The organism is Paenarthrobacter sp. NPDC018779 (assembly GCF_044391085.1).
Taxonomy (GTDB): domain Bacteria; phylum Actinomycetota; class Actinomycetes; order Actinomycetales; family Micrococcaceae; genus Arthrobacter.
Genome location: NZ_JBIRZS010000001.1, coordinates 288289 through 310857, shown reverse-complemented (window position 1 = coordinate 310857; position 22569 = coordinate 288289). Strand labels below are relative to the sequence as shown.

At 64.8% G+C, this 22569-nt stretch carries 17 protein-coding genes; 6 read left to right on the top strand and 11 right to left on the bottom strand.

The features are described from left to right. Window positions 1-46: 46 nt before the first annotated feature. The 4 genes from ACH488_RS01445 to ACH488_RS01430 are packed head-to-tail and all read left to right on the top strand — an operon-like array spanning window position 47 to window position 5831. The gene (locus tag ACH488_RS01445) at window positions 47-2581 is read left to right on the top strand and encodes a DEAD/DEAH box helicase (protein ID WP_397321768.1); all 2535 of its coding nucleotides are present in this window, start codon (window positions 47-49) and stop codon (window positions 2579-2581) included. Window positions 2582-2592: 11 nt separating this feature from the next. Beyond that, on the top strand, window positions 2593-3963 hold the full coding sequence (locus ACH488_RS01440; RefSeq protein ID WP_397321767.1) for a CoA transferase: 1371 nt from the start codon (window positions 2593-2595) through the stop codon (window positions 3961-3963). A 13-nt stretch (window positions 3964-3976) separates the two neighbouring features. Then, entirely contained in the window at window positions 3977-4489 is a 513-nt protein-coding gene (locus ACH488_RS01435) for a GNAT family N-acetyltransferase (protein ID WP_397321766.1), read from the top strand. Further along, on the top strand, window positions 4482-5831 hold the full coding sequence (locus ACH488_RS01430) for an alpha/beta fold hydrolase (protein ID WP_397321765.1): 1350 nt from the start codon (window positions 4482-4484) through the stop codon (window positions 5829-5831). The genes ACH488_RS01435 and ACH488_RS01430 overlap by 8 nt, the downstream gene beginning before the upstream one ends. Here ACH488_RS01430 and ACH488_RS01425 read toward each other — a convergent pair. The 4 genes from ACH488_RS01425 to coaE form a co-directional block, all read right to left on the bottom strand. Next, complete coding sequence (locus tag ACH488_RS01425) at window positions 5828-7138, bottom strand: MFS transporter (RefSeq protein ID WP_397321764.1); 1311 nt, start codon at window positions 7136-7138, stop codon at window positions 5828-5830. The genes ACH488_RS01430 and ACH488_RS01425 overlap by 4 nt on opposite strands. A gap of 29 nt (window positions 7139-7167) precedes the next feature. Further along, window positions 7168-8193 (bottom strand): TerC family protein, encoded by a 1026-nt coding sequence (locus ACH488_RS01420; RefSeq protein WP_397321763.1) that lies wholly within the window; start codon window positions 8191-8193, stop codon window positions 7168-7170. A gap of 169 nt (window positions 8194-8362) precedes the next feature. Continuing rightward, window positions 8363-10462 carry an excinuclease ABC subunit UvrB gene (gene uvrB, locus ACH488_RS01415; RefSeq protein WP_397321762.1) on the bottom strand — a complete coding sequence of 700 codons (2100 nt, stop codon included), beginning with the start codon at window positions 10460-10462 and terminating at the stop codon, window positions 8363-8365. A 29-nt stretch (window positions 10463-10491) separates the two neighbouring features. Then, entirely contained in the window at window positions 10492-11757 is a 1266-nt protein-coding gene (gene coaE, locus ACH488_RS01410) for a dephospho-CoA kinase (RefSeq protein WP_397321761.1), read from the bottom strand. A 22-nt stretch (window positions 11758-11779) separates the two neighbouring features. On the opposite strand from coaE, the gene ACH488_RS01405 reads away from it, so the two are divergent. Continuing rightward, window positions 11780-12475 (top strand): IMPACT family protein, encoded by a 696-nt coding sequence (locus ACH488_RS01405; protein WP_397321760.1) that lies wholly within the window; start codon window positions 11780-11782, stop codon window positions 12473-12475. An 83-nt stretch (window positions 12476-12558) separates the two neighbouring features. On the opposite strand, the gene rpsA is transcribed toward ACH488_RS01405, so the two are convergent. The 4 genes from rpsA to polA all read right to left on the bottom strand — a co-directional run bounded on the left by rpsA (window position 12559) and on the right by polA (window position 19329). Continuing rightward, window positions 12559-14034 carry a 30S ribosomal protein S1 gene (gene rpsA, locus ACH488_RS01400; RefSeq protein WP_397321759.1) on the bottom strand — a complete coding sequence of 492 codons (1476 nt, stop codon included), beginning with the start codon at window positions 14032-14034 and terminating at the stop codon, window positions 12559-12561. 193 nt (window positions 14035-14227) lie between these two features. Continuing rightward, window positions 14228-15250, bottom strand: coding sequence for a polysaccharide deacetylase family protein (locus tag ACH488_RS01395; protein ID WP_397321758.1), 1023 nt, complete (start codon window positions 15248-15250; stop codon window positions 14228-14230). Between the two features lie 52 nt (window positions 15251-15302). After that, complete coding sequence (locus ACH488_RS01390) at window positions 15303-16610, bottom strand: GNAT family N-acetyltransferase (RefSeq protein ID WP_397321757.1); 1308 nt, start codon at window positions 16608-16610, stop codon at window positions 15303-15305. Window positions 16611-16686: 76 nt separating this feature from the next. Continuing rightward, the gene (polA, locus tag ACH488_RS01385; RefSeq protein WP_397321952.1) at window positions 16687-19329 is read right to left on the bottom strand and encodes a DNA polymerase I; all 2643 of its coding nucleotides are present in this window, start codon (window positions 19327-19329) and stop codon (window positions 16687-16689) included. A 160-nt stretch (window positions 19330-19489) separates the two neighbouring features. Here polA and ACH488_RS01380 point away from each other — a divergent pair, with 160 nt between their 5' ends. After that, on the top strand, window positions 19490-19990 hold the full coding sequence (locus ACH488_RS01380; protein WP_397321756.1) for a hotdog fold thioesterase: 501 nt from the start codon (window positions 19490-19492) through the stop codon (window positions 19988-19990). On the opposite strand, the gene ACH488_RS01375 is transcribed toward ACH488_RS01380, so the two are convergent. Genes ACH488_RS01375 through ACH488_RS01365 form a run of 3 tightly spaced genes read right to left on the bottom strand, consistent with a single transcriptional unit; the run spans window position 19987 to window position 22509 of the window. Further along, window positions 19987-20538 (bottom strand): dihydrofolate reductase family protein, encoded by a 552-nt coding sequence (locus ACH488_RS01375; RefSeq protein ID WP_397321755.1) that lies wholly within the window; start codon window positions 20536-20538, stop codon window positions 19987-19989. The genes ACH488_RS01380 and ACH488_RS01375 overlap by 4 nt on opposite strands. A gap of 49 nt (window positions 20539-20587) precedes the next feature. After that, a complete protein-coding gene (locus ACH488_RS01370) occupies window positions 20588-21526 on the bottom strand; it encodes a hypothetical protein (RefSeq protein WP_397321754.1) in 939 nt (312 codons plus the stop codon). Beyond that, a complete protein-coding gene (locus tag ACH488_RS01365) occupies window positions 21523-22509 on the bottom strand; it encodes a hypothetical protein (RefSeq protein WP_397321753.1) in 987 nt (328 codons plus the stop codon). The genes ACH488_RS01370 and ACH488_RS01365 overlap by 4 nt, the downstream gene beginning before the upstream one ends. Window positions 22510-22569 lie beyond the last annotated feature (60 nt).

Genomic DNA, 22569 nt, shown 5'->3' with positions numbered 1-22569 from the left:
TGTGCAGGAGCGAGCCTAGTAGCTGCGGGCACTAAGCTGGAAACCAATGAAACTTCTTGAGCAGCTTTCCGGTTCAACCACCGCCAACCCCCTGGGTCCGGACGACATTTACAGCCGCTTTGTTGAGTGGACAGAGAGCCGCGGCCTGCAGCTGTACCCGGCACAGGACGAGGCCGTCATGGAGCTTGCTTCGGGAGCCAACGTCATCCTGGCAACGCCCACTGGTTCCGGCAAATCCATGGTGGCCATCGCGGCGCACTTCGAAGCCATGGCGCGTGGCCGGCGCAGTTACTACACGGCGCCCATCAAGGCGCTGGTGTCCGAGAAGTTTTTTGCCCTGTGCGAGATCTTCGGCGCCGAAAACGTTGGCATGATCACGGGTGACTCCGGCGTCAACCAGGACGCGCCCATCATCTGCTGCACCGCCGAAATCCTCGCGAACACGGCCCTCCGCGAAGGCGCGGCCGCGGAGGTCGGCGCCGTGATCATGGACGAGTTCCACTTCTATGCCGACCCGCAGCGTGGCTGGGCCTGGCAGGTACCGCTCCTGGAACTTCCGCAGGCGCAGTTCCTGCTCATGTCAGCCACGTTGGGCGATGTGACCCGCTTCGAAGAAGGACTGACCCAGCTCACCGGCCGGACCACCACAACGGTCAGTTCCGCGGAACGCCCCATCCCGCTGCACTACTACTACCACCAGACGCCTGTCCACGAGACCCTCGAGGAATTGCTGTCCACCAAGCAGGTGCCTGTGTACGTGGTCCACTTCAGCCAGGCCGAAGCGATCGAGCGCGCGCAGAACCTCATGAGCATCAACATGTGCAGCCGGGAGGAAAAGGACCGGATCGCCGAGCTGATCGCCAACTTCCGCTTCGCGGCCGGGTTTGGCAAGACCCTTAACCGCCTGGTCCGCCACGGCATCGGCGTCCACCACGCCGGCATGCTGCCTAAGTACCGCCGTCTGGTGGAACAGTTGGCCCAGGCCGGCCTGCTCAAGGTCATCTGCGGAACCGACACTTTGGGCGTTGGCATCAACGTGCCCATCCGGACGGTGCTGCTCACGGCCTTGAGCAAGTACGACGGCGTCCGCACCCGGGTGCTGAACCCGCGTGAGTTCCACCAGATTGCCGGACGGGCGGGGCGGGCGGGGTACGACACCGCCGGCACGGTCGTTGTCCAGGCTCCCGAACACGTGGTGGAAAACGCCAAGGCGATGGCCAAAGCAACCGCAAAGTTCGGCAATGACCAGAAGAAGCTTCGCCAGGTGGTGAAGAAGAAGCCGCCGGAGGGATTCGTCTCCTGGGGAGAACCGACGTTCAACCGGCTCGTGGAATCCGTTCCCGAGCCTTTGACCTCCAGCTTCACGGTGACGCATGCCATGTTGCTGAACCTGCTGGAGCGGCCCGGCGACCCCTTCCTTGCCACCCGCAGGCTGCTCAGCGAAAACCATGAGAGCAGGGCCTCGCAGCTCACACTCATGAAAAAGGCCCTGGGTATCTATCGTGAGCTGCTGGCCGCCGGCGTGGTGGAACGGGTTCCGGAGGATGAGCAGGCGGCCGAAGGGCGTTCGGTCCGGTTGACTGTCCACCTGCAGGCAAACTTTGCGCTCAACCAACCCCTCTCCCCCTTCGCCCTGGCTGCCTTGGAGTTGCTCGATCCGGAATCGCCGGCGTACGCGCTGGACGTGGTGTCGGTGATCGAAGCGACGCTGGAGAAGCCCCGGCAAATCCTCTCGGCCCAGCAGAAGAAGGCGCGGGGCGAGGCCGTGGCGGCCATGAAAGCCGATGGCATCGACTACGATCAACGCATGGCCATGCTCGACGAGGTCACCTATCCCATGCCGTTGGCGGACATCCTGGGCGAGGCCTTCGACGTGTACCGCAAGGCCGCGCCGTGGGTGGGCGACTTCGAACTGGCGCCCAAATCCATCATCCGGGACATGTATGAGCGGGCCATGAACTTCGGCGAGTTCGTCCAGTTCTATGGCCTGGCCCGTTCCGAGGGCATTGTGCTGCGTTACCTGGCCGACGGGTTCAGGGCGTTGCGCCAGACGGTTCCGCAGGATTCGTTGCGCGAAGACCTGGAAGACCTCATCGCCTGGCTTGGCGAGCTGGTGCGGCAAGTGGACTCCAGCCTGCTCGACGAGTGGGAGGAACTCACCTCCGGCCTGGCACCGACGCCCCACGATGCCCCGCCGCCACCGCCGCCCTCGCTGACCTCGAACCCCAGGGCCTTCCGCGTCATGGTCCGCAACGAAATGTTCCGGCGCGTGGAGCTGTTTGCCGACGAAGATTCAGCGGCCCTGGGCGAACTGGACAGCGAAGCGGGCTGGGACGCGGACAAGTGGGAAGACGTCCTGGACGATTACTTCGATGAACACGATGACATCGGCACGGGACCGGACGCCCGCGGGCCGGGACTGCTGATCATCACGGAGGAGCCCGGACTGTGGCGTGTCCGGCAAATCTTCGATGACCCGGAGGGCAACCACGACTGGGGCATTTCCGCCGAGGTGGACCTTGCCGCCTCGGACCAGTCCGGTACAGCGGTGGTGAGGGTCACCGCCGTCGACCGTTTGTAAAGGAACGCTCCATGGAAACCGTCCCTGATCTGTTGGAGAGCCTGCGGAACCTGCGCGCCATCGGCCCGGTTCCTGCAGCGGCCTGGGACGGTCCGCGACGCTGGTGGCACGGCCCCTTGGACGTCGAGGGCTTGGCGATCGGCTCCGTCCAGGCCGCAGCTACAGCGTTGAATGCGCTGACGGCGAGCCGGCGATACAAGGTTTCCACCGTCCGGACCGCCCAGGCCTTCGATTCCCTGGGACACTTGCGCATCGCAGGACAGCCGGCGGTGGGCTTCGCGCCCCTGTCAGGCTTCAGGAGGACCTCGGACGGCTGGATCAGGCTGCACGCCAACTATCCGCACCACGCGGCCCGGCTGCTGGAAGCGTTGTCCGTGTCCGCGGAAGGGCACGTTGCGGGTGCCTTGCTGGAGCTGACGGCGTTGGAAGCCGAGGCGCTCATCAACGCCCGGGGTGGAGTGGCGGCGGCCGTCCGGAGCCGTGGCGAATGGATCGACGCACCGGTCCACGGCGCGGTCGCATCCCTCCCCTGGATCGACGCGCATCAGTCACCGGGACCAGCGCCGACTGGAAAGCAGTGGCGCCGTTCCTCCGATGCAGCCCGCCCTTTGCTGGGCCTGCGGGTACTGGATCTCACCCGTGTCATCGCCGGTCCCACGGCAACACGCTTGCTGGGCGCCTTGGGCGCGGATGTCCTGCGGATCGATCCTCCGCTGATCCCGGAACTGCCGGACGCCTTCATCGATTCGGGCTTCGACAAGCGAAGTTCCGTGGCGGACTTCGGGAATGCCGGCGACCTGGAGCGCGTCCGGGGCCTTGCGGCCACAGCGGACGTGGTGGTCCTGGGCTACCGTGACGGCGCCCTGGATGCCTTCGGACTGGACGCCCAATCATTGGTCCAGGACCGTGGCGATGTCATTGTGGCTACCCTGACGGCGTGGGGTGCCGGGCCCTGGCAGCAGCGGCGGGGCTTCGACAGCCTCGTCCAGGCGGCTTCCGGCATCGCCGCAAGTTATGGAACATCGAACGACGGCGGGTGGCGGCCGGGTGCCCTGCCGGTGCAGGCCTTGGACCACGCCACGGGATACGGCCTGGCCGCTGCCATCCTGGCCCTGCTGGCCGAAAGGGAAGCGAATGGACGCGGAGGAGTAGCCCGGATGTCCCTGGCCAGGACAGCGGAGGAGCTGTTCAGCGTGGGCCCGGCTGGCGGCGACGGGACGGACGGTGTGCTGCCCGGGCCGGATTACCGGCAGATGGACAGCCCCCACGGAGTCCTCCGGTTCGTCGGGCCGCCGCTTACGGTTGACGGCTCACCCCTGGACTACTCAGAGGCGCCGGTGGCCTACGGTTCTTCGGAACCGGCTTGGCTCAGCCGCCCCTAGTAAGCTCGGAACCATGAGTGTAATCCGCCCCGCAACTGCTGACGACGTTCCCGCGATCCTGCGCATGATCCACGATCTTGCCATCTACGAAAAGGAACCGGATGCCGTCAGGAACACCCCGGAGATGCTGGAGGATGTGTTGTTCGGGGAGAACCCGAGGGTCTATGCCACCATGGCCGAAAATGCCGCCGGCGAGGTCCGGGGATTCGCGCTTTGGTTCTTGAACTATTCCACGTGGGAGGGCGTCCACGGCATTTACCTCGAAGACCTCTACGTCATCCCTGAAGCCCGGGGCGAGGGCCACGGCAAGGCGCTCCTGCAGCATCTGGCCGCGACCGCCGTCGAACGTGGTTACGCACGGGTGGAGTGGAGTGTCCTGGACTGGAACGAGCCGTCCATCAGGTTCTACAAGAATCTTGGAGCCTTCCCCATGGAGGAATGGTCCACCTTCCGCTTGACCGGTGATGCCCTGGCGGCATTCGGGACCTCGGGCGCAAACGACGGGAAGGCACTGGCACGTGGCTGAACAGCACTGGATCCGCGCACGCCACGAGTTCCGGGGGCTGCGGACCGCGGAGCATTTCTTCACTGTTCCCCTCAACCATGGACTCGTGGAAGCGTGGGGAACCAAGGAAGGACACGTCCCCAGCGAAGCCACCGGGGAGACCATCACGGTCTTTGCCCGCGAGTACTCGTCCACGGAATACAGCGAAGAAGAAGCCGCGCGGCTCCCGTGGCTTCTCTTCCTGCAGGGAGGTCCGGGCGGTCGCGGCAACCGGGTCACGTCCCTGGCGGGCTGGATGAAAGCTGCAGCCAAGGACTTCCGGATCCTCATGCTGGACCAGCGCGGAACGGGCCTGTCCACCCCCGTGGAGCAGCACACCCTGGCATCGCGTGGAAATGCACAAGAGCAGGCAGACTATCTGGCACACTTCCGCGCGGATTCGATTGTTGCCGATTCCGAGTTCATCCGCCGGACCCTTGGCTCGGCCCCCTGGAGCGTGCTGGGGCAGAGCTTCGGTGGCTTCTGTGCGTTGACCTACCTGTCCTTTGCCCCGAAAGGTCTCCGCGAGGTCATGATCACCGGCGGCCTGGCACCCATCCAGGGTCCCGCTGACCGGGTTTACCGGGCCACCTTCCGGCGAGTGGCCGCCCGCAACGCAGAGTACTTCTCCTGGTACCCGGAGGACCGTGAGGTGGTCACGCGCATTGCCCGCCACCTGGAGGAGACACCCGAGTACCTCGCCAGCGGTGAACGGCTGACGCCGGAACGTTTCCAAATGGTTGGCTCGTTCCTGGGCGGCAACACCCGGGTCGACTCCCTCCATTACCTCCTGGAGGATGCCTTCGTGGAGACGGCAGCGGGGCCGCGGTTGTCCGAGGCATTCCTGGAGCAGGTACGCTCACTGGTCAGCCGGGCTGCCAATCCCCTGTATGCCGTGCTCCACGAGTCCATCTACGGCCAGGGCGAGGCCACCAAATGGGCAGCTTGGCGGGTCCTGGAAGAGTACCCGGAGTTCGAGCCCACGGCAGCCGAACCACTGCTGACGGGCGAGATGGTCTATCCCTGGTACTTCGACCAGGACCCGGCATTGGTCCCCTACCGTGACGTCGCCGAACTGTTGGCCGCCAAGGAGGACTGGGCCCCGCTGTACGATCCGCATCGTTTGGCCACCAACACAGTCCCTGTTGCGGCCGCCGTCTACAAGGACGACATCTACGTGGACCACGAACTCTCCATGGAGACAGTGGCAGCAGTACGCGGCCTCCAGCCATGGGTCACCGGCGACTTCCACCATGACGGCATCGGGGAAGACGGCGAAGGCATCTTCCGCAGGCTCTTCGGACTGGTCCGCGGTGCCCGCTAGGCCGCTGTCCGTACCTTGTATCTGGCCGCGGTGGTGAGTACCAGGGCAAGCACCGCTGCGGCCAGGATGCTCCCGGCCACGTTGAGGCCTTGATAGCCAAGCCACGCAAGGACCAGTCCGGACGTGGCGCCACCAACGGCGCCCGCAGCGCCCATCAGGGTGTCGGACACACCTTGGACCGTGACGCGCTGGCCCTCTGCCACGCTTTCTGCAAGCAGGGTTGATCCGGCAATGGTCGCCGCGGACCACCCCAGGCCCAGAAGGATCAAACCCACCGTCACCAAGAACGGCTGGGCATGGCCGAGTCCCGCTACCAGGACAGCAAGCAGGATCAGGCCGTGCCCCATGGCGATGGTGGGAAGCCGGCCCGCTTTGTCCGTCAGCCAACCCCAGAGCGGCGAGAGCGCGAACATGCCCGCGATATGCAATGAAATGGTCACGCCTATCACTACCAATGCGTCGGTGCTGTCCGTGGTGTGATGTTCAGCGTGGGCACCGCCTACCAGTTGTTGGAGGTGGAGGGGCGTCATGGACATGACCGCCACCATGACTCCGTGCGCGGCCACCACAGCCGCCAGCGCAAGGAGCGCCCGCGGCGAGGAGCGGATGGCGGCAAGCCCCGAACGGACGCTGCCCCGCACGGGCGCCTTCGCTGTTCCTGCAGCCTCCGACGCGAGGCGTCGGGCCAGCAGCAAGGGATCAGGCCGCAGCCCGAGGAACAAGAGGGCCGCAGCCAGGAACAGTCCCACGGCCGAGAAGACAAAGGGCCCGGCGATAGGCGGCAAGCCAAGCGCATGACCCACCACCGCACCGGGCTGGATGAGGTTGGGGCCGGCAACTGCCCCAATGGTGATGGCCCAGACGACGGTGGACAGCGACCTGCCGCGGTGCTCCGCTTCGGCGAGGTCGACGGCGGCAAACCGCGCCTGAAGGTTCGCGGCGGTGCCCAGCCCGAGGAAGGCGCCACCCAGGAGCAGCAAAAGGAACGATCCTGCCACCACGGAAGCCATCATGAGCAAGGCCCCCGCCAAGGCCGCAACCAACCCGGTAACGAGTCCCACCCTGCGTCCGCGGGCTTCGGCGAGCCGGGCCAATGGCAGGGCGGTCAAAGCCGCGGCAAGGGTGAGCACGGTGGTGATCGACCCGGCCCACGCCTCGGAACCCGAAAGATCCACAGCCAGCAAGGAGCCGATGGACAGGGTGGCGCCGTTTCCGATGCCGCTGAGCAGCTGCGAGGAGCTGAGCAGGAAAACAGTACGGCGCTGGACCCTTTGGGGGTCCAGCGCCGTAGATGAAGTGGTAGTCACCTCACGAGACTACAACGATTGCTGTGCGGTTACTCCGCCTCGCTCATGCTCTTCTTGGCGTCTTCTTCCAGGCGGGCATCGATCTGCGCCTTCTTTGCGGCGGGGCTCAGCAAGCTGGCGACGACGGCGATCACAATGGTGCCGATGATGACGCCCAGCGAGACGAAGGTGGGAATCTCAGGCGCCCACTCGATGTGGTGGCCGCCATTGATGAAGGGCAGTTCGTTGACGTGCATGGCGTGCAGGACCAGCTTGACGCCGATGAACGCAAGGATGACCGACAGGGCGTGCTTGAGGTACACCAAACGGGTCATGAGGCCACCGAGCAGGAAGTACAGCTGGCGGAGGCCCATCAGGGCGAAGATGTTGGCCGTGAACACGATGAAGGCGCTTTGCGTCAGGCCGAAGATCGCCGGGATGGAGTCCACCGCGAACAGGAGGTCTGTCATGCCGATGGTGATGAACACGATCAGCATGGGGGTGAACACCTTCTTGCCGTTGACCGTGGTGCGGATCTTGCCGCCGTCGAACTTCTCCGACATGGGCAGCACCTTGCGGATACGGGCAATCAGGGGGTTTTCAACGTCTTCTTCGTGTTCACCGGAATCTGTGGCCTGCTTCCATGCTGTCCACAGGAGGAACGCACCGAAGATGTAGAAGATCCAGCTGAACTGCTCGATCACCACAGCGCCCAGGGCAATGAAGATACCGCGCAGGACAAGCGCGATGATGATGCCCACCATCAGCACTTCCTGCTGATACTTCCTGGGCACCGAGAAGCGGGCCATGATGATGATGAACACGAAGAGGTTGTCGATGCTGAGGCTGTACTCAGTGACCCAACCTGCGACGAACTGGCTGCCGTATTCAGCACCCGTGAAGTAGAACATCGCGCCGGCAAAAACCAACGCCAAGGCCACGTAGAAGGCGACCCAGAGGCCGGCTTCCTTCATTGAGGGTTCATGGGGACGCTTGACCACCAGGAGAAGGTCGATCAGCAAGATGATTCCGAGGACGACAAACGAGCCGACTTCGAACCAGATAGGGAGCTCCATTAAAGAAGGCCTTTCGCAGGGTACGGGAAAGCGATGTAAGTCTCTCCGGCCAGCCCGATGCGCTCGAAGGCATGGTGTGGCGGCCCGCTAGGCCCGGCGAGGCATCTGTGCCTTGCGTGTTGACGGACGTAGCGCTTGGGATACTCCCCTACGTGGAGCTAACTTTACCTCAGGCGTGCCCTGCGGATTGCATCTGGCGTAATTCGCGCTTCAACTCCTTGACTTCGTCACGGATCCTTGCAGCCACCTCGAACTGCAGCTCGGCGGCGGCGCCGTGCATTTGCTCCGTCAGTTGCTCGATGAGGCCAACCAGGTCTTCCGCCGGTGCGGCCGCGAGGCCATCCTGCCGGACGGAGGCTGCACCCTTGGCCGTAGTTTTGCTGCGCTTCGCTCCCTTGGCCAAGCGGTTGTTGTTGAGCAGTTCCTGGGTATCGGCGTCTTCCTTGGCGAGCTGGTCCGTGATGTCGGCAATCCTCTTGCGCAGTGGCTGGGGATCAATGCCGTTCTCCTGGTTGTACTTCACCTGGATGGCGCGGCGCCGGTTGGTTTCATCGATGGCGTGCGCCATGGAATCGGTGATCTTGTCCGCGTACATGTGGACCTGGCCGGAGACGTTACGGGCCGCACGGCCGATGGTCTGGATCAGGGACGTAGAGGACCGCAGGAAGCCTTCCTTGTCCGCGTCCAGGATGCTGACCAGCGAGACTTCAGGCAGGTCGAGGCCTTCACGGAGGAGGTTGATGCCCACCAGGACATCGAAGACGCCCATCCGGAGCTCCCGGAGCAGCTCCACCCGGCGGAGGGTATCGACGTCCGAGTGCAAGTACTCCACCTTGACGCCGTGGCCCACCAAATAGTCGGTGAGGTCCTCGGCCATGCGTTTGGTCAGGGTGGTCACCAGGACACGTTCGTCCTTGGCGGTCCGGGTCCGGATCTCTTCGAGGAGATCGTCGATCTGGCCCTTGGTGGGCTTGACCACCACTTCCGGGTCGATGAGTCCGGTGGGCCGGATGATCTGCTGGACGTAGCCATCTGCCTTGCCGAGCTCGTACTTGCCGGGCGTGGCCGAGAGGTAAACGGTCTGCCCGATGCGCTCCAGGAACTCGTCCCACTTCAGTGGGCGGTTGTCCATGGCCGAGGGCAGGCGGAAGCCGAAGTCCACGAGGTTGCGCTTCCGGGACATGTCACCTTCGTACATGGCGCCGATCTGGGGAATGGTGACGTGGGATTCGTCCACCACCAGGAGGAAGTCGTCCGGGAAATAGTCGAGGAGGCAGTGCGGAGCCGTCCCGGCGGCGCGGCCGTCAATGTGGGCGGAGTAGTTCTCGATGCCGTTGCAGAAGCCCATCTGCTGCATCATCTCGAGGTCGTAGGTGGTGCGCATCCGGAGGCGCTGGGCTTCCACCAGCTTGTTCTGGCTTTCCAGGACCTTGAGCCGGTCCGCCAGTTCATCTTCGATCCGTTTGATGGCGCGGGCCATCCGCTCGGGTCCGGCGACATAGTGTGACGCCGGGAAGACGTACATCTCTTCCTCGTCCCGGATGACTTCGCCCGTGAGCGGATGGAGGGTCTGGATGTTCTCGATCTCGTCGCCGAAGAACTCGATCCGGATGGCGAGTTCCTCATACATGGGGATGATCTCGACGGTGTCCCCGCGAACCCGGAAGGTACCCCTGTGGAAGTCCATGTCATTGCGGGTGTACTGCATGGAGACGAACTTCCGGAGCAGATGATCGCGGTTGAGTTCGGCACCCTTGCGGAGGGTCACCATTCCGGCGATGTACTCTTCGGGGGTACCCAGGCCATAAATGCATGACACGGTAGCCACCACGATGACATCGCGCCTGGTCAGCAGCGAGTTGGTGGCCGAGTGGCGGAGCCGCTCCACTTCCTCATTGATGGAGGAGTCCTTCTCAATGAAGGTGTCCGTCTGCGCTACGTAGGCTTCGGGCTGGTAGTAGTCGTAGTACGAGACGAAGTACTCCACCGCGTTGTTGGGGAGCAGTTCCCGGAACTCGTTGGCCAGCTGTGCTGCCAGCGTCTTGTTCTGGACCAGGACCAGCGTAGGCCGCTGGACCTGCTCGATGAGCCAGGCAGTCGTGGCGCTCTTACCGGTACCGGTGGCGCCGAGGAGTACAACGTCCTTCTCGCCGTTGTTGATTCTCTCGGTCAGCTCGGCGATGGCCGTGGGCTGGTCGCCGGCAGGCTTGTATTCGCTAACGACTTCAAAGGGCGCAACGACACGGTTGATATCCTGGGCAAGGCTCATGGAATCAATCTACCCCTGCCCACGGACAACTACTGTCCGGAAGGGGACCCTTCCGCCAAGGGAGAACCCGGCAGCCCGGATTCGGCGGCTAACGACGGCGGCCTCCACCCTGAGTCCGCGGCCCACGCCTCCATGCGGGGCCAGGCAACCTCGGTGAACCACGGCTCTTTGGCGTCGGCGTACCCGGCGGTGTCCTGGTCTTTGGCGTACCGCGCAGCCAGGTCCCGCTTATGCGACTCATAGTTCTCCCGTGCGACGGCGTCGGCCCGCAACCAGTCGCGGAACATCAGCGCGTACCGCCATCCCGGCGAGCCGGCCACGCGGACGTGCAGGTTGACCGGCCTTCCGGGGTCCGCATTCGCATGGAATCTTTTGAGCCAGCCCGCGGGATCCGGATGTGACGGCTTCGGGGTGTCCCAGGTGACGTGTGGAACCACCGGGAAGCCCGCGGCAGCCAGCAGCGGCGCAAGCCGGTCGGCCACATCAAGGTCCGGAACGCCCAACTGGAGGTCCAGGATGTCCTTCGCAGCCAGGCCGGGGACGGACGTTGATCCGACATGATCCAGGGAGAGAATGCCGGCGGGCACTGCGGCCTTGATTCGGGCCAGGAGGCGTGCGGCCTCCAGAGGCCACTCCGGCAAGGACTCTGACAGTACCGGGCCGGAGGCACGTGGAGCGCGGTGGTTCCCTTGCAGGTTCTCTGCGAAGGGCACCAGCCTGTGGGTCCACAGGGAGTCGACGGCGGCAAGAATGGCAGAACGGCTGCCCGAATTGTCCAGGACGACGTCTGCCGCTGCCAGGCGTTCTGCCCGGCTGGCCTGGGCTGCCATACGGGAGCGGGCCTCGTCCGGAGACATTCCACGGAGCTCCACCATGCGCTGGATCCGCACGTCGTCAGGGGCATCCACCACGATGACCAGATGGAAGGAACTCCCCTGCCCTGTCTCTACGAGCAACGGAATGTCCTGGACCACGATTCCGCCGGGCGGAGCCGCGGCAAGCGCTGCAGCAGCCGACGCGCGGACCAAGGGATGGATGATGCTGTTGAGCATTTCCCGCTTGGATGGGTCCTGGAAGACAATGGCACCCAGCGCCGGACGGTCCAGGCTGCCGTCCGCAGCGAGAATACCCGCTCCGAAAGCCTCCACCACTTGAGACAGCCCGGGAGTACCGGGCTCCACCACCTGCCGGGCCAGGAGGTCTGCGTCAACGAGGGTGGCCCCCAGCTCCTGGAGTCGAGCGGCCACCAACGATTTTCCCGAGGCTATGCCGCCCGTCAGCCCAATCTTCAGCACCCCTCCACACTAGACTGAAGCGGTGGAAAATGAGGACGAAAGCCGCGCGACCAGCTACACGACCCTCACGTCGGGACCCGATTTCCGCCATGAACTCGAGATCCGCCGGTCCCGTTTCATCACCGTCCTCCGCCGCTCAGCGGACGAAGAATCAGCACGCGAACTTGTTGCCTCGTTGCGCCGGGAGTTCCACGATGCCGGCCATCACTGCTCGGCCTTCGTGATCGGTCCCGACCGCATGGTCCAGCGCTCCTCCGACGACGGAGAGCCGTCCGGCACCGCCGGGATACCCATGCTTGAGGCGTTGATCAAACGGGAGACGGCACCCGGGGTGACTGACCTCAGCGACGTCAGTGCCGTCGTCGTTCGCTACTTCGGCGGGATCCTGCTGGGTGCCGGCGGCCTGGTGCGGGCCTATTCCGAATCGGTTTCCACGGCCCTGGAAGTGGCGCCATTGGTTCACAGGAAGCGCCTGCGGCTCTGTGACCTCGGCGTCCCCCATGCCGAGGCAGGCCGCCTGGAAAACGACCTCCGCAGCAGCGGCTTCGTGATGGCGGAAACGCAGTACCAGGCACAACAGGCCGTACTGAGGCTGGCCCTTCCCGACGAAGTCACGGCCATCGAGGAGGCACAGTCGCGGGTGGCTGCACTGACGGCGGGGAGTTCCACCCTGGAGCCCCGGGGAACCGAATGGATCGACGTTCCCCGCCAGGCCTAGGCAGCGGGCAACGCAAAAGACCCCCACCGGAAGGGTGGGGGTCTTTTGTTGGCTATTCAGCACAGCCCCGAAGGGCGGCGGAATTAGTTGCCGGTGAGCTTCTCGCGCAGAGCGGCGAGGGCCTCGTCGGAAGCCAGGGTGCCCGCGTTGGACTCAGCAGCAGCCGGCTCCGAGGAGTAGCTGGTAGCGCCGGAGTCGCCTTCGCCGGACGTTGCAGCAGCAGCGTCGTCGGCAGCGTGCTGTGCAACCTGCTTCTTGTGGGATTCCCAACGTGCCTGGGCGTCAGCGTACTGCTGCTCCCAAGCGGCACGCTGTGCCTCGTAGCCCTCGAGCCATTCGTTCGACTCGGGGTCGAAGCCCTCGGGGTACTTGTAGTTGCCCTCTTCGTCGTACTCAGCGGCCATGCCGTACAGAGCGGGATCGAACTCGGTGCTGTCTGCGTCAACGCCCTCGTTGGCCTGCTTGAGGGAGAGGGAGATGCGGCGACGCTCGAGGTCGATGTCGATGACCTTGACGAACAGTTCGTCGCCAACGGAGACAACCTGCTCGGCGAGTTCCACGTGGCGGACAGCCAGCTCGGAGATGTGCACGAGGCCTTCGATGCCGTCTTCGACGCGAACGAACGCACCGAACGGAACCAACTTGGTGACCTTACCCGGAACAACCTGGCCGAGGGCGTGGGTGCGGGCGAAGGTCTGCCACGGGTCTTCCTGCGTAGCCTTGAGCGACAGGGAGACACGCTCGCGGTCCAGATCCACTTCGAGGACCTCGACGGTGACTTCCTGGCCAACCTCGACAACCTCGGACGGGTGGTCGATGTGCTTCCAGGACAGCTCGGAAACGTGGACGAGGCCGTCTACGCCGCCAAGGTCCACGAAGGCACCGAAGTTGACGATGGAGGAAACAACGCCGGGACGGACCTGGCCCTTTTCCAGCTTGTTGAGGAACGTGGAGCGAACCTCGGACTGGGTCTGCTCGAGCCATGCACGGCGGGACAGAACAACGTTGTTGCGGTTCTTGTCCAGCTCGATGATCTTGGCTTCGATCTGCTGACCGATGTACGGAGCGAGGTCGCGAACGCGACGCATTTCGACGAGGGAGGCGGGCAGGAAGCCGCGCAGTCCGATGTCCAGGATGAGGCCACCCTTGACAACCTCGATGACGGTACCGGTAACGACGCCGTCTTCTTCCTTGACCTTCTCGATGTCGCCCCAGGCACGCTCGTACTGAGCACGCTTCTTGGAGAGGATCAGACGGCCTTCTTTGTCTTCCTTGGTGAGAACCAGGGCTTCGACCTGATCGCCAACGGCGACAACTTCGCCGGGGTCAACGTCGTGCTTGATGGAAAGCTCGCGGGAAGGGATGACACCTTCGGTCTTGTAACCGATGTCGAGCAGGACTTCGTCGCGGTCAACCTTGACGACAGTACCTTCGACGAGGTCGCCGTCGTTGAAGTACTTGATGGTGGCGTCGACAGCTGCGAGGAAGTCCTCAGCGGTACCGATGTCGTTGATCGCGACTACGGGGGTACCGGGCTTCTCGGTGGAGGTGATGGTCATGTAGTAGGGGCTCCGTTGTGGATAGTATGTCGGTCAGGCAAACCGCTGCCGCCCGGGTCCGGACGGCAGAACACGGCGAAGTGCCGGGTCATCCTGATTTGTGGATTATTACAAAATGGATGCGCGCACGTAGTACACGCCCGTTTATTGTAGTCGATTCTGCAAAGCAGGGTCAAAAGGACGCCATGCGGCTTCAGTCCGGGAGGACCTGTCCCAACTGGGCGAAGGTGGTTCCGCCGTCCAGGAGCCGGGGCAACACCCTGGCGTAGCCTTCGGCGGTACCGGAAGCCGGCCGGTTGAAGTGCGAGATCACGATGTCGCCTGCTTTTGCCTTGCCCACCTCGGCGGCGACCGTTGCCGGCGGGAAGGTCGCTCCGCCGTCGCCATTGATGGTGAAGTTGACCGGCAGCATGCCGAGCCTGCGCGTCATGGCCGCCGCGACGTCGTCGTAATAGGCCGTGCCGGGACGGAAGAAGCGGGGCCATGTGCCGGTCAGCGAGTGCAGGACGGTCTGGTTCCCGGTCAGTTCGTCATAGGCGTCCGCCACACTGGCCGTGCCAGTGATGCCATAGGCTGCCCGTCCGCTGACGGACAGCGGCAAGTGCCGCGTTCCATGGTTGGCAAGCTCGAACAACGGCTCGGCGGCGAGGTCGGCTGCCAGCGACGGGTTCGCGGCAATCCAGCGGCTGTTGACGAACAACGTGGCCGGCACCTTGAGACTGCGGAGGGTAGCCAGGAGCTTCTGGTCGCAGCCGGCTCCGCCCGGACCGCCGCAGGCATCGAACGTGAGGGCCACGTGGCGGCCGGGTGAATTGTCCACCACGCCTGTCACGTGCAGTCCCCACTCTTTGGGGCGCAAGGCACTGAACTCGGCCAGGATTTGCTCCCTGCCGGGCGGCGGAGACACGGCGTTCGACGCCGGTGCTCCCCTTCCGGCGTCCACCCCGCCGCCCGCTTCCCCGCTGCCGGCGTCGACGCCTCCGGCGTGCGGACTGTGGTTCCGTGCCGCCAGGGCCGCTGCTTCTTCCTCCTTGGAAAGTTCGGCAATGGACGGCGGCGGAGTGGCCGGACCGGCACCGCCGGGGGCGGGCGCCGCAGATGGCACGCCGCTCCCGCCGTCGGTGGAACATGCGGCCAGGGCAGCGGACGCGAGGCCCGCCATTCCAAGCAGCACTGATCGCCGGCCAGCCAGCGGCCGCCGCTTGGAATCCCCCATGGATGTCCCTCTTCTTGTTGCGTGCTATGCAGTTGTTGCGCTGTGGATGGAACTAGAAATGCGTGAGGCAGTGCGCCGGCCGTTCAACGGCGAACAGCTGCTGGGCCGCAAAAGCAGCCCCGGGCGTGTGTACCTGGATCCGGCCGGCCGCGGCCAGGGTCACAGGCGACACGGAACCGAGGTAGATCGACGCCAGGTCTGAAACGTCAAGGCTGAGGTCCGGGTCCGTGCCGGCAACGTCCCGCACTGCGGCGGAACCGGAGTCGGACGCGATTTCCCACGTGCCACCGGCCAAGCCGAGGGTATCCGAAACCTGCAGGACCAGTTTGCTGGTGACGGGATAGTGCCGGGCCGTCAAAGCCGCCGGCAAGTCGAGGATCCTGAGCCACAGCATGTCGCGGACATCGGAGGAATCGATGCAGCGGGGATCCTCCAGCGCCCAGGCCAGCGGATCGTCCACCGGGGCCTCGTTCCAGGTGACCACCTCTATCAGGTCGATGCTGCCAAGGAAGCGCCATAGATCGAGGTAGGCGGCATCGTTGCCGGCCACGAGGTCGACAACCTCCATGGTGAAGGGCTTGGCGTCCCAGCCTTTGAAGCGGTAGGAGACGTAGCCGTCCACGGTTCCTTTGCCGTCGTAGTGCAGTGCACTGCGCACGGCAAGGTCCGGTTGCCCATCATGGCCGATCGAACCGGATGCAAGGAGCCGGTAATACTCCTGCCGTCCAACAGACCCCGGGGTGGCGCGCTGGACGCGCTCGAAAATCTGCGGTGCGATGTCCAGCAGGACTGCCGGATCTGCCACTTCCACGGTTCCCGCCATCTGCCCGCGGACACGGAACCGGGGCCCGGTATCCACCTTGATACTCCGCTCGAAGGTGGCCACGCCAAACCCGAAGCGTCCATAGATGGTGCCCTCGGAGGCGGTGAGGGCGGCCAAGGCCAGGCCGTCATCCTTGGCCCCTTCAAGGTCGGCGCTGATCATGCCGCGCAGGATGCCCTGGCGCCGGTGGGTGCCGCGGACGGTGACTGCAGTGATGAGGTTGGACTCGAGTTGCCGTCCGAAGCCGATGTTGAGGGGCTTCCGCATGGTGCCGTACGTGGCTACCGGAACGTCGGCACCGACGGAGTGTTGGGGTACGTCGCCTTCGACGTAAACGCCCGTCAGCTCCCGCTGGTCGAGGGCGTAGCTGGCGAGTGTCTTGGCGACGAAGTCCTCGTTCCGACGGTGCTGGTGGAAGCCGTGGGAGACTGCGTGGACCCATGCCGCGCTGCGGGCGTAACCAGGGTTGTCCTGGCCTGCGGCGGGAAATCGGTGGACGGTGTACTTTGCCTGGTGCGTTTCATTGGGATCAGCCACGATCCCGAGCCTAGCCAGCAGCAGGAGGGCGCGCCACCATCGCGGCGGCGCGCCCTCCTGCGGACGTTCGGAAGTCCTAGTGTCCGGCCTCGTGCCAGCTCGAACCGACTCCGATCTGGACGTCGAGGGGAACGGACAACTCCGCAGCGGCACCCATCTGCTCCGCAACGAGCTTCTCCACGGCCTCGCGTTCGCCGGGGGCCACTTCCAGGACGAGTTCGTCGTGAACCTGCAGCAGGAGGCGGGACTTCAGGCCCTGGCTTGCCAATTCGGCCGCCACGCCGAGCATGGCCCGCTTGATGATGTCCGCAGCCGAACCCTGGATGGGCGAGTTCAACGCGATGCGCTCGGCAGCTTCGCGGGCCTGCCGGTTGGTGCTGGTCAGGTCCGGCAGGTAGCGGCGGCGGCCTTCGATGGTAGCCGTGTAGCCGTCAACGCGGGCCTGGTCCACAACGCCGCGAAGGTAGTCGCGCACGCCGCCGAAGCGGTCGAAATAGTCCTTCATGAGCGTACGGGCTTCATCCACCGAGATTTCCAGCTGCTTGGACAAGCCGAAGGACGTCAGGCCATACGCGAGGCCGTAGGACATCGCCTTCACCTTGGAGCGCATGGCACTGGTGACATCCTCGGGGGCCACATTGAAGATCCTGGAGCCCACAAAACGGTGCAGGTCCTCGCCGTCCCGGTACGCCTGGATCAGTGCCTCGTCCCCGGAAAGGTGGGCCATGATGCGCATTTCGATCTGCGAGTAGTCCGCAGACAAGAGGCATTCGTAGCCCTCGCTCACCACGAAGATGCCGCGGACCCGGCGGCCTTCCTCGCTTCTGACCGGGATGTTCTGGAGGTTGGGGTTGTTGGAGGAAATGCGCCCGGTCGCGGCGATGTTCTGGGCATACGTGGTGTGGATCCGCCCGTCCTCGGCAACGGACTTCTTGAGTGTCTCCACCATCTGGGCCAGCTTGGACGATTCGCGGTGGGCCATGAGTTGGACCAGGAACTCATGGCCGGTCTTCTCCAGCAGGGCTTTCAAGGAGGCCGCGTCCGTGGTGTAGCCGGACTTGATCTTCTTGGTCTTGGGCAGGCCGAGTTCCTCGAACAGGACAGTCTGCAGCTGCTTCGGCGATCCGAGGTTCACCTCGTGACCGATCGCGGCAAACGCCTGCTCCTGGGCATTCTCAATCACCTTGGTCAGGTCAGCGAGCTGCTCGTTCATCCGGTCCATGGAGACGTAGATGCCGGTCAGTTCCATCTGGGCCAGGACACGGGCCACGGGGAGTTCCAGCGTGGTCAGCAGGGCATCCGCCTTGCGCTCGGCAAGCTCCTTTTCGAAGTGCTTGCTCAGGGCATGCACGACGGCGGCATGCTGGACCAGCGCAGCGGCGGCAGCCTGGTCGCTGTCCCCGGCAAGGTCCAGCTCCAGCTGGCCCGAAGGAGCCGCAGCCGCACCAAGGGTGATCTTCAGGTGCACCTGGGCGAGTTCGGCGAGATCGTAGCTGCGCCGGTCAGGCTGGATGAGGTAACCGGAGATGGAGGTGTCATCCACCACGCCTTCCAAGCCCAGGCCACGGTTGTGCAGGGCCTTGAGGGCGGACTTGAACTCGTGGAGGATCTTGGCTTCCTCGGGGTCCTTGAGCCAGGTGGCCAGGACCGCTTCCGCGGCGGCATCCAGCCCGGTGAGTTCGATGAACGCGGCTCCGTTGTTCCGGACCACGGCAATGGCTGCGGCGTCTTCCCCGATGCGTCCGGGAACGAACTGGACGGACACCGCAGAACGCATGCCCGAGCCAGCAGCGAAGAATGCTTCCAGGCCGGCAGCATCGGACAACACGGCGAACTCCGGGGCCTCAATGGTGTCCCGGGCCGCGCCTGCGGTGTCATCGCCGTAGAGGTCGAAGAGCCGCGTGCGGAGGGTGCGGAACTCGAGTTCCTCGAAGAGGTCCTCCACCGCCTGGCGGTCCGGACGGGGTTCGTGGAGGTCGGCCAGCGAGACCGGGAGTTCCAGGTCCGTCAGCAGTTGGTTGAGGCGCCGGTTGCGCTTGACGTTCTCGACGTTTTCCTTGAGCGCCCCGCCGACCTTGCCACCAATGGAGTCCAGGTTCTCGAGGATGCCTTCGAGTCCGCCGTAGAGGTTGATCCATTTGGCGGCCGTCTTGGGACCCACGCCCGGAACGCCCGGCAGGTTGTCCGCCGTCTCGCCGACCAGCGCTGCGAGGTCCGAATAGAAGGCGGGCTTGACGAAGTACTTCTCCTCGATGGCAGCCGCGTCAAGCTTGGGAATGTTGCTGACGCCCTGCTTGGGGTAGAGGACAAACACGTTGTCATTGATGAGCTGGAAGGAGTCCCGGTCTCCCGAGACCAGCAGGACCTCGAACCCTTCGGCGTCGGCCTGGGACGCCAGGGTGGCCAGGATGTCGTCCGCTTCGTAGCCGGGCAGCGCAATGGTCTTGATGCCCCAGGCTTCCATCACCCGCGCAATCAGGCCGATCTGTCCCGCGAACTCGGCCGGCGTGGCATTCCTGCCGCCCTTGTACTCGCTGTACTCGGCCTTGCGGAAGGTGGTGTCGTCAGAGACGTCGAAGGCCACGGCAACGTGGGTGGGCTTCTGGTCCTTGATCAGGTTGATCAGCATGGATGTGAAGCCGTGGACGGCATTGGTGAACTGGCCACGGGCGGTGGAGAAATTCTCTGCGGGAAGCGCGTAGAAGGCACGGAACGCCATGGAGTGGCCGTCCAGGACCAGCAGCCGGGGCCGCTCCCCCCCTGTGATGGAAGGTGTTGCTGCGGAAGAGGGTGCTGGTGCCGTTGCGACGGCAGCAGCCTGGGCCGTTGGAACCTGGTCCGGTTTGGTTGTTTCACTCACAGGTGCCAGCCTAGTTGGCATGATGGACAATTTCACGCCGAACCGGTTTGTCGACGAACTGAACCAGGCAGGCATCCCCGAGGAATTCCACGGCTGGCTTTCCGCCCACGGCGTGGGTTCACTGGTAGTCAAAATGGGCATCCGCTTCACCGAGCTCAGCGCAGAGCGCACCGTTGCCACCATGCCCGTGGAGGGAAACACGCAAGTGGCCGGAATCCTGCATGGCGGGGCGCACGTGGTCCTCGCGGAAACCCTGGGCTCCTTTGCCGCATCCCTGCACGCCGGACGGGGCCGCCATGCCGTCGGAATCGAAGTGGGCGCCACGCACCACCGGTCCATTGCCGCTGGCACCGTGACGGGCACCTGCACCGCCATCCACTTGGGCGGAACCCTGGCCACCCACGAAATCGTCATCACCGACGAGAAGGGCCGCCGGCTGTCCACCGCCCGGATCACCAACATGATCCGTGACAACCGTCCGCAACGGACCGACGGTCCGGCAGGCACCCCTGCCGACTAGGCTCCCTTCCGGGGCATACGGTAATGGAGCTCGGCCGCCGCGCCACCGAGGATGCGCGACGAGACCAACTCAAGTGGCGCCGTCGGGCCCTTCAACGGCAAGAGCCGCTTTCCCGCGCCAAGTACCACGGGAATGATGGTGACGATCATTTCGTGGAGCAGTCCCGCATTGGCGAACTGCGCCACGAGGTCGCCGCCACCCACAAGCCAAACGTTTTTGTCCCCGGCATCGGCCAACAGGTCCGGAGCGAACTCGCGGACGTCGCCCCGGACAAACGTCACGTTGGCTCCCGTTGGCGCAAGGTACTCGTGGTGGGTGAACACCCAGCAGGGATGGTCCGGGTAGGGCCATTTCCCGGCCTCATGCTCCATGAGCCAGCGGTACGTTTCGCCGCCCATTGCAATGGCTCCCACTCCTGCGAAGAAGGACTCGTAGCTTCCACTGACGCCTTCCACCTGGTCGAATTGGAGCAGCCATCCAAGCTCGTCCTCGGGTGAGGCGATGAAGCCGTCAATGGTGGACGCAACGTAGTACTGGAAGAGTGGCATGGCCCCAGACTAGCCAATCCGCCGGCCTGGGGCAGCCAGCAGGCGCGGGTCAGTTGGATCCGGCGTTTCCGTACTCCACCCGGACGCTGCCATCGTCCCGCAGCACCACCACGCGGCCTTGGGCGAGCGTCCAGCCATCGTTGAGGAGAAAGATCCTCCCGCCGCTCACTACCAGCAGCCGCAGCCCGGAGTACCGGTAGAGCGGAGCAGCGTCGGTTCCCGCCGACTCCTCGCGCACGTTTGGTGCCGTGACCGCGAGCCGTTCCTTGCTGTAAACCACTGCGGTTGGCAGGAGGCTGGAGCGTTGCTGGTAGTCGACGGCGGCGCCACGGCCCAAGGCCTGGGCATAGTCAGAAGTGCCCCAAAACAGCAGCAACGTGACCAGCACGAAAACCAGCGACCGTTCCAATGCCTTGGGCGTCAACCTGAGGTTCCTGGCTGGCGGTGCCGAACGGCGGCGGACGCTGAGGCCCCAGGCGCCCACCACCAGGCCGGCGGCGATCAGGAAGGGAACGTAGAGCAGCGTACGGTCCGGTTGGGCAACCACCACCACCCACATCACCGCTGCATACGCGAAGCCGAGGACCACCACCACCATGGCTGTCCGGTGGAGCAGCGCCCTGTGCCGGGCCGCGCCCAAGAGCCGCGAGACCGCACGGTCCAGCATCAACCACAGCAAGCCGAGCACCACAAGCCATGCGAGGGGCTGGAAAAGGGACTGGATGCTCCGCAGGATGAAGTCCTGGACGGTGTAGCCGAACAGGCTCACGTCCAGGCCCATGGCCTTGGCCTGCGCGTCGGTGCGCGCCCACCCGAAGTAGACCAGGAGGGCCGTGGCTACCGTCAGGGGCGGGCCAATCACGGAGAGCACTTCAAGGGTTCGCTGCCAGCGGGTATTGACCAGATTGAGGTTCGCTGTTTCGGTGGCGGCTGGCCCTGGTTGCGGATCCGATTCCTGGGCAGCGTCTGGAACTGCGCCTGCGCTCATGGCGTTGCCGTCGGTGACGGCGTCGGGGAAGGGCTGCCGGGCGTAGGACCGGAACTGGCCGAGGGTTGCCCCGGACCCGCCGTGGGATCCGGCTGGGCGGACGCCGCATCCTCGTAGAAGAAGGTCACCGTGCCCGTGATGTCCACCGTATCCGTGATGGAAACCTTGACGGTGTCGCTGCCGGGTGCGGCCGGCGGCATCTGGATGTACATCGTCTGGTAGTCGCCGTCGTATTTGACCACCGGGTCCTGCTGCGCCGGAAGGCCGTCGAACCGGACCTCGCCCACGCGTACGTAGTACCCGTCCAGGCGAACGATCGTGCCGCCTGCGCGCGTCCCCGCTGCGCGTTGCAACCCCGGCACCGGCACCAGGTTTTGGTCAACCACCGTGAGGCCACTGAGATGGCGTGGGCAAGCCTGGCCGGGCGCCGCCGTCGGCTGCAGGGCAAGCCTGGGGCTGATCCGGTGTTGGGCAAGCACGGCAGCCGACGTGGATGCCACAGTCGACTCGAGGCACTGGGTTTGCGGGATGCGCGGCGTGGCGGCTACCGCGGTGGACGCCTTCGCCCAGTCCTGCTGGCTGCCGGTCTGGAGCGCCTTGCAGACAGCGGCCGCGGCCTGCCACACGGCCGCCTCCTGGTCGCCGTCCACGTTTTGGGCGAGGGCATCGCACTGCAGCTGCTGCAGCAGGAGGTAGCGCTGGCCGGAGGTGGGGTCGTTGGGGCCGACGGGTCCTACGGGGACCCAGCGGACCACGGGCGCCTCAGCTTGCGGGGCTGCCGGACCGGCGGGTCCCACCGGCTGTTGGGCGGTAGGTCCGACGGCGGTGGGCTGGGCCGCGGAAGAAGCGGCCGTTGCCGAAGGTGCCGGGTTGGGAGACGGATTGTCAGGGTTGGCAGCAGGCGGAAGGCACGCGGACAGTCCCAGCATCAGGACCGGGACCAGGGCCAGTCCGATGAAGTGGCTTAGGGATTGGCTCTTCATGACAGCCCCACATCTGCCGGATCACCATCGTGCAGTGATGTAAGTTCACTGCTGATTATT

Bases quoted from the DNA above. Each gene is read 5' to 3' on its own strand.
- ACH488_RS01445 (WP_397321768.1), top strand. From the start codon at position 47: ATGAAACTTCTTGAGCAGCTTTCCGGTTCAACCACCGCCAACCCCCTG.
- ACH488_RS01440 (WP_397321767.1), top strand. From the start codon at position 2,593: ATGGAAACCGTCCCTGATCTGTTGGAGAGCCTGCGGAACCTGCGCGCC.
- ACH488_RS01435 (WP_397321766.1), top strand. From the start codon at position 3,977: ATGAGTGTAATCCGCCCCGCAACTGCTGACGACGTTCCCGCGATCCTG.
- ACH488_RS01420 (WP_397321763.1), bottom strand. From the start codon at position 8,193: ATGGAGCTCCCTATCTGGTTCGAAGTCGGCTCGTTTGTCGTCCTCGGA.
- uvrB (WP_397321762.1), bottom strand. From the start codon at position 10,462: ATGAGCCTTGCCCAGGATATCAACCGTGTCGTTGCGCCCTTTGAAGTC.
- rpsA (WP_397321759.1), bottom strand. From the start codon at position 14,034: ATGACCATCACCTCCACCGAGAAGCCCGGTACCCCCGTAGTCGCGATC.
- ACH488_RS01395 (WP_397321758.1), bottom strand. From the start codon at position 15,250: ATGGGGGATTCCAAGCGGCGGCCGCTGGCTGGCCGGCGATCAGTGCTG.
- polA (WP_397321952.1), bottom strand. From the start codon at position 19,329: ATGGCGTTCCGTGCCTTCTACGCGCTTCCCGCAGAGAATTTCTCCACC.
- ACH488_RS01380 (WP_397321756.1), top strand. From the start codon at position 19,490: ATGATGGACAATTTCACGCCGAACCGGTTTGTCGACGAACTGAACCAG.
- ACH488_RS01375 (WP_397321755.1), bottom strand. From the start codon at position 20,538: ATGCCACTCTTCCAGTACTACGTTGCGTCCACCATTGACGGCTTCATC.
- ACH488_RS01370 (WP_397321754.1), bottom strand. From the start codon at position 21,526: ATGAGCGCAGGCGCAGTTCCAGACGCTGCCCAGGAATCGGATCCGCAA.
- ACH488_RS01365 (WP_397321753.1), bottom strand. From the start codon at position 22,509: ATGAAGAGCCAATCCCTAAGCCACTTCATCGGACTGGCCCTGGTCCCG.